The organism is Deinococcus koreensis (assembly GCF_002901445.1).
GTDB lineage: Bacteria > Deinococcota > Deinococci > Deinococcales > Deinococcaceae > Deinococcus > Deinococcus koreensis.
In genome coordinates this window covers 3018423-3035850 of the sequence record NZ_PPPD01000001.1, presented here as the reverse complement: position 1 = coordinate 3035850, position 17428 = coordinate 3018423, and the positions used below count along the sequence as shown (strand labels likewise).

The 17428-nt window shown below is 73.2% G+C and carries 6 protein-coding genes; 4 read left to right on the top strand and 2 right to left on the bottom strand.

All coding sequences use genetic code 11. The features are described 5' to 3' along the window. The first annotated feature begins 2 nt into the window (after nucleotides 1-2). Together CVO96_RS14375 and CVO96_RS14370 are read left to right on the top strand one after the other, a co-directional pair. Nucleotides 3-1547 (top strand): NAD(P)H-hydrate dehydratase, encoded by a 1545-nt coding sequence (locus CVO96_RS14375; protein WP_103312816.1) that lies wholly within the window; start codon nucleotides 3-5, stop codon nucleotides 1545-1547. Next, nucleotides 1528-2268, top strand: a complete 741-nt coding sequence (locus tag CVO96_RS14370; protein ID WP_103312815.1) for a DUF4388 domain-containing protein — start codon at nucleotides 1528-1530, stop codon at nucleotides 2266-2268. The genes CVO96_RS14375 and CVO96_RS14370 overlap by 20 nt, the downstream gene beginning before the upstream one ends. 226 nt (nucleotides 2269-2494) lie before the next feature. On the opposite strand, the gene CVO96_RS14365 is transcribed toward CVO96_RS14370, so the two are convergent. Both CVO96_RS14365 and CVO96_RS14360 read right to left on the bottom strand, forming a co-directional pair. Beyond that, nucleotides 2495-6799: a hypothetical protein gene (locus CVO96_RS14365; RefSeq protein ID WP_103312814.1), complete on the bottom strand. Its 4305-nt coding sequence runs from the start codon at nucleotides 6797-6799 to the stop codon at nucleotides 2495-2497. Next, nucleotides 6796-13584, bottom strand: a complete 6789-nt coding sequence (locus tag CVO96_RS14360) for an Ig-like domain-containing protein (protein WP_103312813.1) — start codon at nucleotides 13582-13584, stop codon at nucleotides 6796-6798. The genes CVO96_RS14365 and CVO96_RS14360 overlap by 4 nt, the downstream gene beginning before the upstream one ends. A 430-nt stretch (nucleotides 13585-14014) precedes the next feature. On the opposite strand from CVO96_RS14360, the gene CVO96_RS14355 reads away from it, so the two are divergent. Together CVO96_RS14355 and CVO96_RS14350 are read left to right on the top strand one after the other, a co-directional pair. Beyond that, nucleotides 14015-15688 (top strand): glycerol-3-phosphate acyltransferase, encoded by a 1674-nt coding sequence (locus CVO96_RS14355; protein ID WP_103313518.1) that lies wholly within the window; start codon nucleotides 14015-14017, stop codon nucleotides 15686-15688. 255 nt (nucleotides 15689-15943) lie between these two features. Continuing rightward, nucleotides 15944-17422, top strand: coding sequence for a phospholipase D-like domain-containing protein (locus CVO96_RS14350; protein WP_243398377.1), 1479 nt, complete (start codon nucleotides 15944-15946; stop codon nucleotides 17420-17422). The last annotated feature ends 6 nt before the right edge of the window (nucleotides 17423-17428 follow it).

The window sequence follows — 17428 nt, the reverse complement described above, 5'->3', positions numbered from 1 at the left end:
CCGTGACCGCATTCGTCCTGAGCCCCCAGGGGGCGCGGCGGGTCGACGAGCGGCTGGAGCGCGCGGGGCTGCTCGACCTGGCCATGGAGGAGGCCGGGCGCGGCGTGGCCGATGTCCTGCACGCGCACTATCCGGGGGGCCGGGTGCTGCTGCTGGCCGGGGGCGGAGCGAACGGGGGCGACGCCTTCGTGGCGGCCCGCCACCTGCAGGTGCTGGGGCGCGACGTGGACGTGCTGGCCCTGCCGTCGACGCACCCGCTGACCCGCCTGAACCGTCGGCGCTGGCGCTCGGTCGGGGGCGAGACCGGACTCCTCAGCCCCCGTAGCCTGCGCCGGGCGCTGGCCGGAGCCGGCGTGGTGGTCGACGGCCTGCTGGGCACCGGTTTCACGCCCCCCGTGCGCCCAGCCCTGGCCCAGTGGCTGGCCCAGGTGCAGCGCTGGCGGGAGCAGCGCGCGGATCGGCGGGTGGTCGCCATCGACCTGCCCAGCGGCCTGGACGCGGCCTCGTCGGAGGTGACGGACGAGGTGGTTCAGGCCGACCACACGGTCACCTTCATGGGCTGGAAGCCAGCCCTGCTGTTCGGCGCGGCCGCCGCGCGGGCCGGACAGGTCACGCTGCTGCCGCTGCGGGTGGTGCCGGAATGGGTGCAGGAACATGCCCAGGCCACGCGGCCCAGCGACCCCGAGGTCGCCGCGCTGCTGCCCGTGCGCCGCGCCGACGCCCATAAGGGCAGCGCCGGGCGGGTCTGGATCGTGGGCGGGCACCCCGGCACCACGGGCGCGGCGGCGATGGCGGGGGTGGGGGCGCTGCGGGCCGGCGCCGGTCTGGTGACCATCCACTCCCTGGCCGAGGTGCCGCTGGTCACGCCGGAGCTGATGGTGCGCCGGCACCCGGACTGGCCGGCGACCCTTCTGGAGCTGGGCCGCTCTCCCCTGCCGGGCGCCCTGGCGGTGGGCATGGGCCTGGGGCCGGAAGCCGCCGCCGTGGCCCGCGCGGCGCTGTCCTGGAACGTGCCCACCGTGCTGGACGCCGACGCGCTGCAGCCCGAGCTGGCGGGCGCCGGCCACGACCGCTGCATCTGGACGCCCCACCCCGGCGAGGCGGCCCGGCTGCTGGGAGTGGACACCCGCGAGGTCGCCCGTGACCCACTGATGGCGGCGCGAGCCCTGCAGTCGCGGCTGGGCGGCGTGGTGGTGCTCAAGGGCGGGCCGAGCGTGGTGGCCCACCCGGCGGGCCTGAGCGTGTCGCGCGGGGGGCATCCGGGCATGGCCAGCGCCGGCATGGGCGACACGCTCTCGGGCGTGCTGGCGGCGCTGCTCGGGCAGGGACTGGACACCCCCGGCGCCGCCATCGCGGGGGTGCGCCTGCACGCGCGGGCCGGTGAGCGCGCCGGGGCGCGGCACGGCTACGGGTTGATCGCCTCGGACGTGGCCGGGGAACTCGGGGGCGCCTGGGCGGATCTCCTGGCCGACCGGGAGGCCGGCATTCAAGCCTGCCGCTCCGCGGGGGTCATGCTAGCTTCAGGCCATGCAGGGCCTCCTGAGTGACATCCCGCTGCTGGGCGCGCTGGAACTGATCCACTCGACCCGCCAGACCGGCGTGCTGGATGTCCAGGCCGAGGTGCCCTACGCGGTGGCCTTCGTGGGCGGCGAGATCGTCTCCGGCGGCATCCTCGACTGGCTGGGCCTGGAGGCGCTGTACGCCAGTCCGCTCGTTCCCGAGGTGGGCTCGTTCGCGTTCACCAAAAAGGCGGTCACCGGTCAGGCGCTGGGGGGCTACACCCACCTGATCTCCGACTGGGCGCGCACCAGCGACGAATGGAGCCAGCTGTGCGCCGTGATCGGCAGTCCCAGCGGCTACTTCCGGGGGGCCGAGCCGCTGTTCGAGCGCGAGGGCGGGCGCTCGGTGCGGGCGGCGGCCCGCGAGGCCGAGGTGCCGGTCTTCGAGGTGGCGCAGTTCGTGGCCCAGGCCCTGCGCGACGGGCGGCTGGAGGCGGTCGAGCGCTACGAGTGGTTCCGCCTGAAACTGCACGCGGCGCCGCGCCGGGGCGCGGGCGGCGTGCCCCGTGTGGCCGAACCGCTGGAACCCCTGGGACAGATGATCGCGGGGGGCATGCCGATCCGCGAGGCCCGCGCCCGGCTGCTGAACGAGCTGAAGATGGGCCTGCGTTTTCCCGGCAGCGGCTGGGTCTGGCGCGATCTGGTCTGGGAAGTCCAGGCCGACCTGAACGTGGTGGACACGCCGCCCGAACGGGCCGCACCCCCCTGACCCGGCCGGGCTCACCGAGGTCAGGGGATAGAGAGACCGGAATTCAGGAAACCCGGGTTTCAGAGAACGGGGTCAAGACAGAGGCGCCGCGGTGTGTGGGACGAGACACGGCTGCCGATCTGCCCGGGCCGACACGACAGGGTGGGAACGCACTGTCAGCCGCATCCCCACCCTGCTGTTTCATGTCCGGCCCCACCGCCGGCCAGCGCCGGGGCTCTGGCCTGACCTACTTCCGGAACAGCGTCTCGTCGAAGAGGTAGTCCAGCCGCAGGTAATAGCCGGGCTCGGTCTTGGAGGTGCTGCCCAGGCCGCTGAACCCCCGGACGTTCACGCCGGCCGAGGCGACCAGCCCCGGCGCGAGCCGCGCGCTGAGTTCGGCGCCCAGAGCGAGCTGGCCGGTGCCCGTGGCCGGCTGGTACAGGTAGGCCACGTTGCCGCCCACGCCGAAGATGTTGGTGACATAGTAGGTGGCGCCCAGGCCGAGCTGCCCGGTGAACACCCCGCCGGTCAGGCGGTAGGCCGCGCCGGGCCGGATGAAGAGGCGTTCGCCCTGCTGGTAGGAGGCGCGCAGCTCGCCCTCCAGCAGATCGCCGTAGAAGCCGCCTCGCAGGACGTTGTTGGTCAGCAGGCTCCAGCGCTCGCCGCGCCAGGCCGCTGCCAGCGAGAAGCGCGAACCGCGCGTGCCGTCTTCCAGGACGGCGTACTCGCCGCTGGGCGAGATCACGACGTCGGGGCTGAGCTGCAGGGCGGCGGAGGCCGTGTACACCTGCTTGACCCCCCCTCCCGAGACCGAGAACTCGGCGCGGCCCGAGGCGCGCGTATTCCCCCGCGCGTAGTTCAGCCCCACCGCGACCGAGCTGCGCGCCGTGGTGTCGACCTCGGCGGCGAGCTGGGCACTCAGGGTCTCGGTGAGGGGCACGTCGGTGTCCAGGCCGACCCGGAAACGGCCCGCCTGGGCGCCCAGGGTGTCCAGCTCATAGCCGGCCGAGACGTTGGTGGTGCCGAAGGTGTCGGGGGTCTCGGGCGCCCCGGCGCGCCGCCGCAGGAGCTGGGCGTTCACGAAGCGGCCGCTGACCCCGAAGAAGGCCTGTGAGCGCAGCTGCGTGAGCGCGCCGCCGTAGCTCAGCAGCTCCGAGGCGGTCAGGGAGAGGCTGGGCGTCAGGGCGTAGCTGGCCTGCAGCAGCGTGTCCGAGGCCGTGCCGGCCGTGAGGCCCACCCGCTGCCGGGCGCTGACGCCGAAGGGCCTCAGGGGCACGTCCACGCTGGCGGTGGCGTACAGGTCGGCCGCGTTCACCGCGCCCCAGGCCCAGCGCCCGGCGAGGCCCAGCCCGGCACTGAAGGCGGAGAAGTCGTTCCGGAGTTCCGCGCCGGCGCTGGCCGTCCCGCTGCCCGCCGCCAGATTCTGCTCCAGGGTCGCGTTCCCCTGCAGGCTCAGGGTGTCCGTGAGACCCACGCGGGCGTCGAGGCGGGCCGAGCGGCCGGGCTGGGCCGGGGCCACGGCGTCGGGGTCGGTGAAGCCCACGCCGCGCTGCTGCACGCTGGCCTGAATCTGGGTGCGGCCCGAGGCGTAGCGGGCCTGGGCCGCCACGCCGAATCCGCCGCTGTAGGCGCCCTCGATGCCCAGGTTCAGGCTCTGGCCCAGCCCGCCCCGGACGTACTCGGCCGCCACTCCGAACAGGGGTGAGGCCGCCGCCGAGAACCGCAGCGCCGTGCCCGTGACCTTGAACCCGCCGGACTCGTAGCTGACCTGGGCGCCCCCGCGCAGCTCGCGCGCCACGCTGGCGGACTCGGAGGCGTAGGCGGCGGCCAGGAACTGCGGGTGGCCGCCCGCGTCGCGGGCCAGCAGGGGCCGGCTGAGCAGCACGGCGCCGCTCTGCAGATCAAGGGTGTAGTCCCTGCCGCGCTCCAGCACGCGTTCGGAGAGTTTCAGGCTGGGAGCGTCGCGGTCGAAGACCAGCACGCGCAGCTGCTCGCTGCCCCCGGCGACCGGAGCGTTCGGCAGCAGGTACAGCGCCGTGCCGTCGCCCTGCACGCGGTAGGTCTGGTCAGCCACCGGCACCAGCGCGGCGAAGGCCGTACCGGAGGCCCCGCCGGCCGCGCCGCGTGCCTGCAGGCCCTGGGTGGGCGGATCGTAGCGGCTCAGCAGGCCCCGGAAGCCGGGATTGACGCGCCCGTAGGTCAGCGAGTTCGGGCCGCGCTCCAGGCGGGCGTAGAAGCCGTCGGCGCTGGACGCGTCGCTGCCGGGAACGCTGGCGTCGCCGGTCAGCGGGAAGCGCTCGAAGGGCCGGGCGGGGGGCAGAAGGTCGCCCGAGGCCGTGAGCACGCCGCCCGAATAGGTCGCCTGCTGGTTGGCCGCCACCGTGAGCTGCGCGTCTCCGAACACCGGCAGGCGGAAGTAGCCCTGCGCGCTGCCCGACACGCTGAAGGCCGGGCTGGACGACGGCGCGTACCCGAGTTCCAGGCCCACCGCGCCCACCCCGAAGGCCGGGCGTGGGCTCCCCTCCACCGCCGTCTCCTGCGGCGCGGGGTTTCGCACCCAAACCTCGGAGAGCTTGAAACGGGTGCTGGAGGTCACGGTGCCTGTCTCGTTGGTCACCCTGGCCTCGGCCCGCACGACGTCCAGGGTCGCGGCGCGGCGCGGGTCGGGGCCGGGGGTGCTCAGGCGCACGCGGCCCTGGCCGCCGACCATGCGAACCTGATACCCGCTCTCCAGCGGCGCGGCGTCGGGCGTGACCGGCTCGGGCACCACGCTCAGGGTCACGTAGGGGTCGTTGGCGGGCTGGCCGCCCGCGTCCAGGGCCTCGACCAGCAGCGTGGGCGCGTCGGCCGGGTCACTGGTGATCCGCAGCGGAGTGAGGCGCAGGGTGGTGGCGGGGCCGTAGGTCACGGCCGTGTCCGGACTGGGCACATTGGGCGAGAGCGGCTGGGCCGCGATCAGGGCCGCCACGAGGTCGCCCTCGCCGGCCAGCTGGCGCAGATCGCCCACCCCCAGGGCCGCCTCCAGTTCGCTGGCGGGGTCGAGGGGCGGGGTCTCGGGCAGGCCGGGCACGCGGGCCGCCCCCACCGGCCGGGCGGACGGCAGACCCAGCACCAGGCCGGGCCGCGCCGGGAGGGCAATCGCGCCCGTGTGGGCCAGCGTGTAGGCCACGCCGAAGGTGCGGCTCTGCCCGGCCCGGATCACCCAGAAGAGGCGGCCGCCCTGTTCCACCGGATCAGGCAGGGCCTCTTCCGTGCCGTCCGGCACCCAGGCGCGCGTCGGGCGGGTCTGGGCGTCCAGCTCGGGGTCGCGGATCAGGCGGCTGGAGCCGGGCACCAGCGCCGCGCCCTCCGGGAGCCCGTCCACGATCACGGCCAGGGTGGTGCCCGGAATGGCCTCCAGACGGCCGTACACGGTGACCTCCGACTCGCGCACGGTGGCCGGGGCGGGCACTGGGGCGGCGGGCGGGGCGGGGGCAGGGGTCTCGGCGGCGGGTGGGGCCGCTGGAGCGGGGGCCGGAGGCGGAGCCGGTTCCGGGGCGGGGACGGGCTCCGGCGCAGCCTCGGCGGGCGGGGGTTCGGGAGCGGCTTCTGGAGGTGCAGGTTCGGGGGGTGTGGGTTCCGGGGCCGCGGGTTGCGCTGGAGGCGCGGCCGGTGGGGGTTCGGCGGCCGGGGGGGTGGCCGGCGCGGGGGTAGGGATCACGGCCTGCACCGGCGCCTCGTCGAGCCGCAGGCGGAAGGTGAAGGCGTTCGAGAACTGGCCGGTGGTCTTCAGCACCCGCGCCACGATCTTCCAGCGGCCCAGCAACTGCGGCGTGACCTCGATGCGGTCTTCGGCCCAGGCGTTGGAACCGGAGACCTTCAGTGCGCGGCGTTCCCCCTGCGGCGAGACGGCGTAGAGTTCCAGCTCGCGCGGGCCGTCGGCGTCGTAGTTCAACAGTTTCAGGGTGCCGCCGACCTGGGTCTGGGTCAGGTCGAAGAAGGCCACCAGCTGATCCTGGCCGAACTTATTGCGGGTGCTGACCGTGAACTGGCTGGCCTCCACCCGCGCCCCGCCGGAGACCCGCAGCGCGAAGGCGTTCTTGCCGTCGCCGACCGAGGTCACGCCCAGCGCGTAGCGGCCCGGCCGCAGCGGCCCCTCGAAGAGCGCGACCGTGCGGTGCGCCGTGCCCGCCCCGAAGGCCCGGCGGGCCACCTCTCCCCCGGCCTCGTCGCGCAGCACGAAGGCGGTGCCCAGGCGCTTGCCCCCATACACCTGGCTCCCGTAGAGTTCGTCTCCGTAGTAGGTCTCGGGGGTGCGGCGGGCAGCGTAGTCGGCGCGGTTGATGTCGGGGCTGTAGACCTCCAGCCGCACGGGAGCGTTACTGCCGACCACCAGACGGTAGTCGTCGGGGCCAGGCGCCCAGGCGAGCTGGCTGCCCACGCTGGAGAGCGGCAGGGCCAGATCGGCGCCGGGCGAGGACACCACGATCACCGGCGGCTGGGCCAGGGCGCGGCCCAGCGCCAGAGACAGACCCAGCGCGATGAAAGAGGAGGTGAAACGTCGGGCATTCATGGCTGCACCTCGTCCCAGGTGAGATCGGGGTCCGTGACGACCGAGGCGGCGGGAAGGGTGGTGGTCAGGGTGTAGCTCAGGGTGCGGGTGCCGGGCGGCGTGGAGCCGGGCAGGGTCAGCACGTTGCCTGACAGCACGGCGCCGGAGGCGGTGGCCGGCGCACTTACCTCGCCGCGGGTGGCCCCGGCCGGCACCGGATCGGTGATCCGCAGGTTCGTCACGGCCTGCGTGGTCTGCAGGGTCAGGGTGACGCGGTAGCCGCCCGCGACCGGGGTGATGGTCTTGCTGAGTTTCACCGGCCCGCGCGTGACCGTGGTGGAGCGCGCCTTGTTCACGTCGCCCCGCGGGGCCACCAGCGGGAAGTCCTCGTTCACCAGCCCGCCGCCCGCCGGAGTGCGGCCATAGCGCGTGCCGGGGCGGCCCTGGTCGTCGGGCACCGGCAGCGGGGTGTACGGGGCGGTCAGTGGGTCGAGGCGCAGGGCGTAGAGGCCGGGGGGCAGATCCGTGAAGCTGTAGCGGCCGTCCTTATCGGTCACGGCGTATCTCCCGTTGGAGAGGTACACCCGCGCGCCGCGCACGGGCACGTCGGTGGCGCGCTGGAAGGTGCGGTCGGCGTTCACGTCGAGGTACACGCGGCCGATCAGCACCGGGGCCTCGCTCAGCACGCCGGGCACGACCTGCACGCGGGCCCGCGCCACCCGCGAGGCGAGCACCTTGCTGGCCCTGCCGTTGGCGGCGGCCGTGGCGCTGTTTTCCAGGCTGTCCCCACTGACCGTGGCCGTCAGCCGGGTGCTGAAGCGCACGCTGGCGCTGGCGCCGGGGGCCAGGGTACCGGGCAGCACCCAGACGAGCACCTGCCGGCCCCCGTCGCCCGTGCTCAGCTGCGGGTCGGCGAACGCGGCGCCGCCGAGCAGGCTGCTGCCCGGCACGTAGCGCAGCCCCAGCGGCAGCGGATCGGTGAGGGTCACGGCGTTCAGGGGGTCGGTGCCGGTGTTGCGCACGGTCAGCTCGTAGCTCAGGGTGCCGCCCGGCGTCACCGTGGGGGTCAGGACGCGTTTGTCCAGCTCCAGCCCGGTGCCCGGCGCCGGCGCGCCCACCGTGACCGAGAGGATCGCCGTGTTGGACACCTGCCCGAAGGTGTCGCGGATGGTATAGGGCAGCGTGGCGGTGCCGCTGAAGCCCGGCAGCGGCGCGAAGGTCACGGTGCCATCCGGATTGAGCGTCCAGGTGCCCTCGCCGGGCACGGTCACGGAGGTCTGCTGGCCGGGCGTGGCCGGATCGAGGTCGATGGTCTTGGGATCGAGGGCTGCGCCGCCCGCCGGCACGTCGTTCGCCGGGGGGTTCAGCGTGACCGGGGTGCCGGCCGGGGTGGTCGCCGAGTCGTCCTTCGCCACGGGCGCGGCGGGCGGGTTCACCGTGATCTGGATCAGGGCCACGTTGGTGGCCTTCCCTTCCGCGTCCTTCACGGTGTAGGGCAGCGTGACCGTGCCGGTGAAGTCGGGCTCCGGCGTGAATCTCACCGTGCCGCCCGGTTGCAGCTCGAAGGTGCCCTTGCCGGGCACGGTCACGGAGGTCTGCTGCCCGGGCGTACTGGGGTCGAGGTCGATGGTCTTCGGATCGAGGGGCACGCCGGGGCGGCCGAGATCGTTGGCCAGCGGACTGACCGTGACCGGGGTATTCAGCGGCGTCTGGGCCGAGTCGTTCGCGGCGAAGGGCAGCGGGGAGACCGTGACCTGCAGGGTGGCCGGGTTACTGGTCTGCCCGAGGGCGTCCTCGATGGTGTACGGCACCGTGGAAGTGCCGGTGAAGCCGGGAGCCGGCGTGAATTTCACCGTGCCGTCCGGCTGCAGTTCGAAGGTGCCCTGGCCGGGCACGGTGACGCTGGTCTGCTGGCCGGGCGTGCCGGGGTCGAGGTCGATGGTCCTGGGATCGAGCCCCGTGCCGGAGTCGTTCAGGGCCGGGGTCAGCGAGACCGGCGTGTCGATGGGCGTGCTCGCCGAGTCGGGCGACGCCACGGGGGCGGGCGGCGGCAGGGTAGTCACGGTGAGCGTGGCGGGGTTGCTGGTCTGTCCCAGGCTGTCCCCGATGGTATACGGCACGCTGACCGGGCCGCTGAAACCGGGCAGCGGCGTGAAGGTCACGTCTCCGGTGGCCGGGTCGAGGCGGAAGGTACCCTTGCCCGGCACGGTCACGGCGGTCTGCTGACCGGGCGTGGCCGGGTCGAGGTCGATGGAGCCCGGCAGCAGGGTCGCGCCGGGACTGGCCGTGTCGTTGGCCGGCGGGGTGAGCTTCACGGGCTGGTCGAACACGCCGCTGGCCGCGTCGTCCTTCGCCACCGGCGGCGCGATGATCGTCACGCTGAGGGTGGCCGGGTTCGAGGTCTGCCCGAGGGCGTCCGAGATGGTGTAGGGCGCGGTGACGGTGCCGGCGAAGCCGCCGACAGGCGTGAACTTCACGGTGCCGTCGGGCTGCAGTTCGAAGGTGCCTTTGCCGGGGATGGTCACGCTGGTCTGCTGCCCCGGCGTGCCCGGATCGAGGTCGATGGTCTTGGGGTCGAGATCCGTGCCGGTGTCGTTGGCGGGCGGGTTCAGGGTGACCGGCGTGTTCAGCGGCGTGGAGGCCGAGTCGTCCTTCGCCACGGGTGGGCCGACCACGGTCACGCTGATCCTGGCGGGGTTGGTCGTGCCGCCGGTGGTGTCCCTCACGGTGTAGGGCACCTCGGCCACGCCGGTGAAGCCGGGCTCCGGCGTGAACTTCACGGAGCCGTCCGGCTGCGCCTCGAACGTCCCCTGGCCCGGCACGGTCACGGCGGTCTGCTGCCCCGGCGTGGCCGGATCGAGGTCGATGGAGCCCGGCACGATGGTCGCGCCTGAATTCGGAGCGTCGTTGCCGGTCGCGGGCAGCGTGACCGGGGTGTTCTGCGGCGTGGTGGCCGAGTCGTCCAGCGCCGAGGGCAGCGGCAGCACGGTCACGGTGAGGATCGCCGGATTCGAGGGCTGGCCCAGCGAGTTCTGGATGGTATACGGGGTGGTCGCCGTGCCGGTGAAGCCGGGAGCCGGCGTGAACTTCACGGTGCCGTCGGGCTGCAGCTCGAAGGTCCCCTGGCCGGGGACGGTGACGCTCGTCTGCTGGCCCGGCGTGGCGGGATCGAGGTCAATGCTCCTGGGGTCGAGGGTCGTGCCCGGCGCGGTGGTGTCGTTGTCGGCGGGCGTCAGCGTGACCGGAGTGTTCAGCGGCGTCTGGGCCGAGTCCGCCGTGGCCACGGGCGGGGCCGGCGGCTCGGTCGTGACCGTCAGGGTGGCGGGGGGGCTGGTCTGCCCCAGCGTGTCCTGAACACTGTAGGGCGTGCTCACGCTGCCCGTGAATCCAGGTGCTGGGGTGAACGCCACGGTGCCGTCCGGCTGGAGTTCAAACGTGCCCTTGCCCGGAATCGTGATGCTCGTCTGCTGACCGGGCGTGCCTGGGTCGAGGTCGACACTGCCGGGCACCAGGGCGGTTCCCGGGCTGGCGGAGTCGTTGGCGGGCGGGGTGAGGGTCGCCCCCTGGCCGTAGGGCGCGGTGGCGGCGTCGTCCCTCGCCACGGGCGGCGCGGGCACGGTCACGGTGAGGTTCGCCGGGTTGCTGGTCTGGCCCAGCGAATCCTGCAGGGTGTACGGCACGCTGACGGTGCCGCTGAAGCCAGGGGCCGGCGTGAACGTCACGGAGCCGTTCGGCTGCGCCTCGAAGGTGCCCTTGCCCGGCACGGTCACGGCGGTCTGCTGACCGGGCGTGGCCGGATCGAGGTCGATGCTGCCGGGCACCAGGCTGGTGCCGGGGCTGGCCGTGTCGTTGGCGGGCGGGGTCAGGGTCACGGGCGTATTCGCCGGGGTGATCGCCGAATCGTCCTTCGCCACGGGCGGCGGCGGGGTGCCCACCGTGACCGAGATGGTGGACGGCGTGCTGGTCAGGCCGCTGGAGTCCCCGATGGTGTACGGCACCGTGGCCGTGCCGGTGAAGCCGGGAGCCGGCGTGAATGTCACCGTGCCGTCCGGCTGGAGTTGGAAGGTGCCCTGGCCGGGCACGGTGACGCTCGTCTGCTGGCCGGGCGTGGCGGGGTCGAGGTCGATGGTTCTGGGATCGAGCGGCGCCCCGGTGGCCGTGTCGTTCACGGCCGGGTTCAGGGTGACCGGCTGGCCGAAAGGCGTCGTGACGCTGTCGGGATTGGCGACCGGCACCGCCTGCAGCGGAATGGTGTAGGTCGCGGGCGTGCCGTCCAGCGCGCCCCGGTTGTCGGTCGCCGTGTAGGTGAAGGTGGCGGTGCCGCCGGAGCCGGGGGCGGGGTCGAAGCGCAGCCCGGCCGCCTGCTCGGGGGTCAGCACCTGCCCGGCCGTGACCGGCGTGCCGTCGGCCAGCGACAGCACGCCCTGGGCGGCGGCGGGCAGGGTCACGACCGCAAAGCTGACCACGCTGCCGTCGGGGTCGCTCGCCTGCAGGCCGCCCGAGAGGGTGGTGGGGCCGGCGCTGGACGGCAGGGGCACGTTGGTCACGTCCTGCGCGGTGGGCGGCTGGTTGGGGGTCACCGGGGTCACGGTGGGGTCGCTGCCCCCGGGCTGGGCCGGGTCGTCGGTGGGCACGCCGCCGGCCGGGCCGCCGTCGAAGGTCACGCGGCCCTGGTTGCTGACCGAGGCCGGCGGGCTGGAGGCGCTGACGAGCACCGCATAGGTGAGGGTGGCGCGGGCCGCGTTGCCCACCAGCACCACGCCCGGGGCGCCGCCCCGACCGTTCACGGGCACGGCGCTGGGGTAAGGGTAGGCGGCGGCGTTCAGGTTCGTGCCGTTGAGGGTCGCCGAATTGGGGACGTAGCTCGTGCCGGCCGGCAGGGGGTCGGCGAAGGTCACGCCGCTGGCCGGGCCAGTGCCGCTGTTCTCGATCTCGACCGTGTAGGTCAGCGTGCCGCCCGCCGCCACCGCGCCCGCCGGACTCACCGACTTGGTCGCCTTCAGGGCCGGGGCGAAGCTGGGCAGGGCGCAGGAGGCGAAGTCGGAGCTGCCGGTGCCGGTGCCCCCCAGCGGCGTGGCGGCGGCGGTCGCCAGATCGAGCGTGTAGGCCAGGCCGCCGCCCCCACGGGCGATGTACAGCGCGCCGTCCGCGCCGAAGGCCGCCGAGCCGATGTTGGTCGGGCTGGCCGAGAGGGGCGCGCCGCCCTCGGTGATCGTGCCGATCTCGCTGGCCGCCGTGCCCACGATCCGCACCAGCGCCTGCTGGTTGTTGGAATTGCGCGCCGTGACCACCCAGATCGCGCCCTGCGTGTCGATGGCGATGTCACCGCCGTTATAGCCGCCCAGCCCGCTCACCACGCCCCGCGAGCTGACCACCGGCGGGGTGGCGGTGGTGAAGGTGTACAGGGTACCGTCGTCGGCCAGCGCGTAGCCCAGGCCGGCGCGGTCGAAGGCGGCGCGGCGGATCTGGCTGGTGTTGGGGAAACTCACCCCGGTCAGGGCGTTCTGGCCGCTCGCGGCGTCGTAGACGGCCAGCCTGCCGCCCGGCACCTGGGTGCCGATGGAATAGAAGCGCTTGCTGATGGGGTCGATGGCGGCGGCGAAGCTCTGGCCCGGCAGGGTCACGCCCAGCGAGGTCACCGCCCCGGTCGCCGGATTGAACAGGCCGAGCTGCGGCCCGGTGGTCACGTAGATGGCCCCGCAGCTCAGCGGCTGCCCGAAGGGGAAGTTGAGGGTCGCGCTGCCGCCGCCCGTGACCGTGACGGGTCGGTCGTTGCCCCCGCGCAGCACGCTGCCCGGCGGGATGTTCGGATCGGGCAGCACGGCCCGGACGGTGTAGGCGCCCACCGGGATGGTGGAAAAGCGGTACTCGCCGTTCGCGTCGGTCTGGGCGGTGGCCACGATCACGCCGCCGGCGTCGCGCAGCTCGACCGCCACATTGGCCCCCAGGCGCGTGTCGGCGCTCTCCAGCGTGTTGTTGGCGTTGGTGTCCACGAACAGCGTGCCCGACACCCCTCCGACCTCCTGAACCGGGAAGGTGCAGGTCGTGAAGCTCAGGTCGTCGATGGCGAGGTCGTTGCCGCCGCCCCCCGGCGCGCTGTTGCGAAAGCGCACGGTGATCCGGGTGGCGTCGCCCGAGTTGAGCAGCCCGCTCTTCTCGAACCAGTTCACGGCGGCGCTGTACGAGATCGGCCCGGTGGTGGCGATGGTCTGGCCCTCCGCGCCGTCGGCCGTGGCCGGGTTGTTGTCGTCGTCCACCCCGATCCGGTCGACTTCCAGCGACACGTCGGGCCGGATGGCGCCCGCGCTCTGGGCGATCAGGTTGACGATCCACAGCCCGAAGTTGTAGTTCGTGTTCCGCACGACGTTCAGGGTCTCCTGGTAGAACACGCCGGGCGAGAAGGAGGCGTTCACCACCATCATCTGCCCGTTCACGTTGCCCGACGACGCCGCGCCCGCCGAGCCGGTGTGATCCGAGAGCTTGTGCCAGGCGCCGTCGCGGCGGTTGAAGGTCGAGTTGGCGATCTCGTATTCGCCGTCCTCGGGGCTGTAGTTGCCGCTGGCGGTGGCGGGCCGGGTATTGAAGGTGTAGCCCGTGCGGTTCCCGCTGAGCGGCGAGCGGGTCGGCGTGGCCAGCACGCCCCCCTGGATCGTGCCGAAGGTGCCGCCGTTCTGGAACAGGTTGGTGGTCAGGGTGCCGCCCTTGAGGGTGCAGGCGTTGCCCGCCTGCGCGGCGGCCGGGGTGCCCAGCGCCAGGGCGGCCACCCCCAGGCCCACCGCGATCCGGCCCGCGGCGATCCGCCCCACAGCGGCCCGACTCCAGACGCGGCGTGACAGACGGGCCAGACGTAGGAAACATGGGTGGGACACGCTCGACCTCCGGGATGACGGGGACAGCCACACAGGGCGCACAGAGGGGTCTGGCGTGTCGTGGGCGACCGCGCCCACAAGCTGATGCCAACCTGATTGCAGCCTTAAGGGAAGATTGAGCCACCAGATGGTGAGAAAGGTTTTATTTCGGGGACGCAGCTGAGGAACTGTGCCTGGAAGTGGGCAGGCCACTGAGGCCGACTGGCCGGGGGTCTGGCCCCCGAGGGCAGCGCCGGGCGCCCTCACGTCCAGGCGGTTCGTGACAGGGCGCGATGAGGCTGGCGGCTCCAGCAGGGCTGCTCTCTGGGAGAGACGTGTGAGGTCGCCCTCCGGCTGCGATCCCGGCCGGGGCTCTAGAATGCCGCTCATGTTGTTTCTTTCGGCGCTGCTCCTGCTGGTCGCCTTCCTGGTCGGGAGCCTGCCGGTGGGTCATGCCCTGCTCACCCGCGCGGGCGTGAACGTGCGGGCCACCAATGCCCACAACCTGGGCGTGGAGAACGTGCTGCGGCGGGTCGGGCCGGGGCTGGCCTTCGCCACGGCCGCGCTCGACGCCGCCAAGGGATTCCTGGCCGTGCTGATGGCCTCCAGCCTGCATGTGCCGGACGTCACCGTGCTCTCGGCGCTCGCGGCCTACCTGGGCCATCTCAACCCGCCCCGCCGCCTGTACGGCGAGACGCCCCCCCGTGGACGCGGCAATCTGGTGCTGCTGGGCGTGCTGGCGGGCCTGGCGGTCACGGGCGCCGCGCCGCTGTGGGCCGCCGCGCTGCCGGTCGTCGTGTACGCCGGGGTCAGCGGCTACTGGGGATTCGTCAGCCTGGGCACGCTGGCGGGGCTGGCGGCCTTCACGCTGGCGATGGCCCTGCTGCCGGCCGGGGTGCCCTCACGGCTGGCCGCCCTGGGCCTGCTGGTCGCCGCCACCTGGCGCTTCAAGGAGAACCTCGGGCGCATTCTGGACGGCACCGAGCCCCGGCTGGGCGATCAGGTGCCGCTGGCCGGCAAGCGCTCCGACGAGGTGGTCTCGGCCTTCATGATCCATCCCATGACCCTGGAGGACTTCTGGGTCACCCAGCGCTTCGCGTGGCTGCGGCCGCTGGTGGCGCGCGGCCTCATCAGCGAGGCCAGCGTGCGCCAGATGGCCGAGAGCATCCGGCCCATGAAGGTGGGCGAGCTGCGCGGCATCCGCACCGTGGACGGCAAGTCCATCCGCTGCTACCTGCTGTCCAGCCCGCTGCTGCCCGACGTCTTCCGCGACCAGCCCGAACTGGCGACGCGCCGCGCCATCGAGGGCGCCCGGCTGGCCCACGAATTGGGGGCCGAGGTGGTGGGGCTGGGCGCCTTCTGGTCCGTGGTCGGCAACAAGGGGCAGGACGTGCAGGCCGCCGTTCCGCAGATCACGGTCACCAACGGGGGCGCCTACACCTCGGGCACCATCAAGGCCGCCATTCCGGGCATTCTGGCGCACTTCGCGGCAACCGGGCGCGACCTGAAGGACGCCACCGCCGCCGTGGTGGGCGCCAACGGCGTGGTGGCCTTCGGCATCGCGCGCACCATCGCGCCGCAGGTCAAAACGCTGATCATGATCGGCCGCGACATGGAGCGCCTGGAGCGTTCGGCGGCCACCCTGCGCCGCGCCGCGAAGGACACCGAGATCATCACGACCACCGCCTACGACACGCTGCAGGAGGCGGATCTGATCTTCACCGCCACCAGCGACCCCAACCCCGTGATCTTCCCGCACCACGTGAAGACCGGCGCCTGGATCTTCGACGAGGGCCGCCCCGCCGACGTGGACGCCAGCGTGCTGGCCCGCCCCGACGTGCGCGTGATTCCCGGCGGGGTGGTGCGCCCGCCCGGCGGCATGACCACCAACATCGACCTGCAGTTCGGCGCCGGAGCCGTGCCCGCGTGCCTCGCCGAGACCCTGATCATCGCCGCGACCGGCGAGCACGGGCGCAAGAGCCTGGGCGCCCAGACGCTGACCGAGAACGTCAACTTCTTCGTCGAGGAGGCCCAGAAGCTGGGCTTCGAGGTCGTGGACTGAGGGAGGTCGTGGACTGAGGAGGGCTCCACTCCTTTCCGGTCATTCTGGGATCCACTCCTGGGCAGCGGAACAAGCGGGTCATGGAAAGGAACCGACTGAGGGGCGCGATATGGCTTTTTAGAGCTGTTCCCATCTGTTGAAAATCAGACGGCTGCCTGTCGGAGTCAATACGGCACCGAGGCCGCCCACCAGACCCGCCCCGAAGCTCAGCGTTTGATGGGCGCGCGCTTCATCTGCCCCCCCTATCCTGCCCCTGTGCGGCTCCTCCTGCGGTGGCTGATGGTGCTGGCGGCGCTGGCGGGCTCCTGGGCCGGGGCGGCCGACCTGCCGTTGTGGCCCGGCCCCCTGCGCCAGCCGTCTCCTCCCAACTGGGCGCCCGGCACCTGTGGCGTGCCCACGGGGCGACTGGAACAGCGCCTCTGGGAGCTGACCCGGCAGACGGGCGGGGCGGATCTGACCTGCGGCAACCGCTTCCTGGGCTTCGTCCGCACGCCGCGCAGCGAGCAGACCCCGCAGGACGCCTTCGAGGTGCTGGGCGACGAGGTGCGGGGCGCCCGCTCGGAAGTCCTGCTGGCGAGCATGGAGTGGATGACAGGGCCCGGCAAACCCGGTTCGACCTTCGCCCAGGCCGTGCGCGACCTCTACGCCCGCGTGGCCGCCGACCCCGCCGCCTACCCGCAGGGCATGACCCTGCGCGTGGTGCTGGGCGGCTTCCCCGACTTCGTCCGGCCCGACGGCGCGTCCCAGCCGCTCGCGCTGGCCCGCGACCTGCGCCGCCTGGGGGTGCCGCTCGCCGACGAGCGCGTGGGCTGGACGCTGAGCATCCTCAACTACCGCTTCTTCCCGCATTCCCACGTGAAACTGCACGTCATCGACGGCCGCGACCTGACGGTGTCGGGCTACAACTTCACGGACTGGCATCTGCCCGCACAGGAGGCCGGCGGGCGCGGCCTGCACGACCTGGGCCTGCGCCTGAGCGGCCCGGTGGCCCAGAGCGGCGTGGCGGTGTTCGACGACCTGTGGCGCCACAGCCGCGAGCTGCGCTGCCCGCCGGGGATCGGGCCTGAGGACGTGGAGGCAGGGTGCCGGCTGGAGGAGGCCGGGCCGCCCACCCACCCGGCCACCGCCCAGGTCGCCCAGACCACCGGCACGGCGCGCGCCTTCATGCTCTACCGCCGCACCGGGGTCGAGCTGGCCGATGTGGCCCACCTGGCCCTGCTGGACGCCGCCCGCACCGGGGTCGACCTGATGCAGACCGATTTCGGCCCGCCGCTGGCCTGCTGGTACGCCTACCTGAACCCCAGCACCTGCGGCACGGGCGAGTGGACGACCTACCTGACCGGGGTGCTCTCCGCCCTGCGCCGGGGCGTGAAGGTGCGGCTGCTGCTGGTGGACTACGGGGTGGGGGCCGCGCCCAACCGCTCCGGGGTGGCGCTGCTGCGCCGGGAACTCTGGCGCCGCGGGATCGAAGACCGCTTCGAGGCGCGCTACACCACCTTCAACATGCACACCAAGGCATTGAGCATCGATCACGAGATGGTCGTGACCGGCTCCATGAACTTCCACTTCGCGTCCTGGGGCTCCCTGGGGCTGGCCGAGGCCGCGCTGGCGACCAGCGACCCGCAGGCCATAGCCCAGCAGGAGGCCAGCTTCGAGGACGCCTGGCAGCGCGCCAGCCGGCCGGTGCCCGAGGAACGCTGGCTCAGGAACGTGCCCCGCGATCTGGCGTTCTGAGCCTCG

Coding starts and splice junctions, on each gene's coding strand:
- CVO96_RS14355 (WP_103313518.1), top strand. CDS start 14,015: ATGTTGTTTCTTTCGGCGCTGCTCCTGCTGGTCGCCTTCCTGGTCGGG.
- CVO96_RS14365 (WP_103312814.1), bottom strand. CDS start 6,799: ATGAATGCCCGACGTTTCACCTCCTCTTTCATCGCGCTGGGTCTGTCT.
- CVO96_RS14370 (WP_103312815.1), top strand. CDS start 1,528: ATGCAGGGCCTCCTGAGTGACATCCCGCTGCTGGGCGCGCTGGAACTG.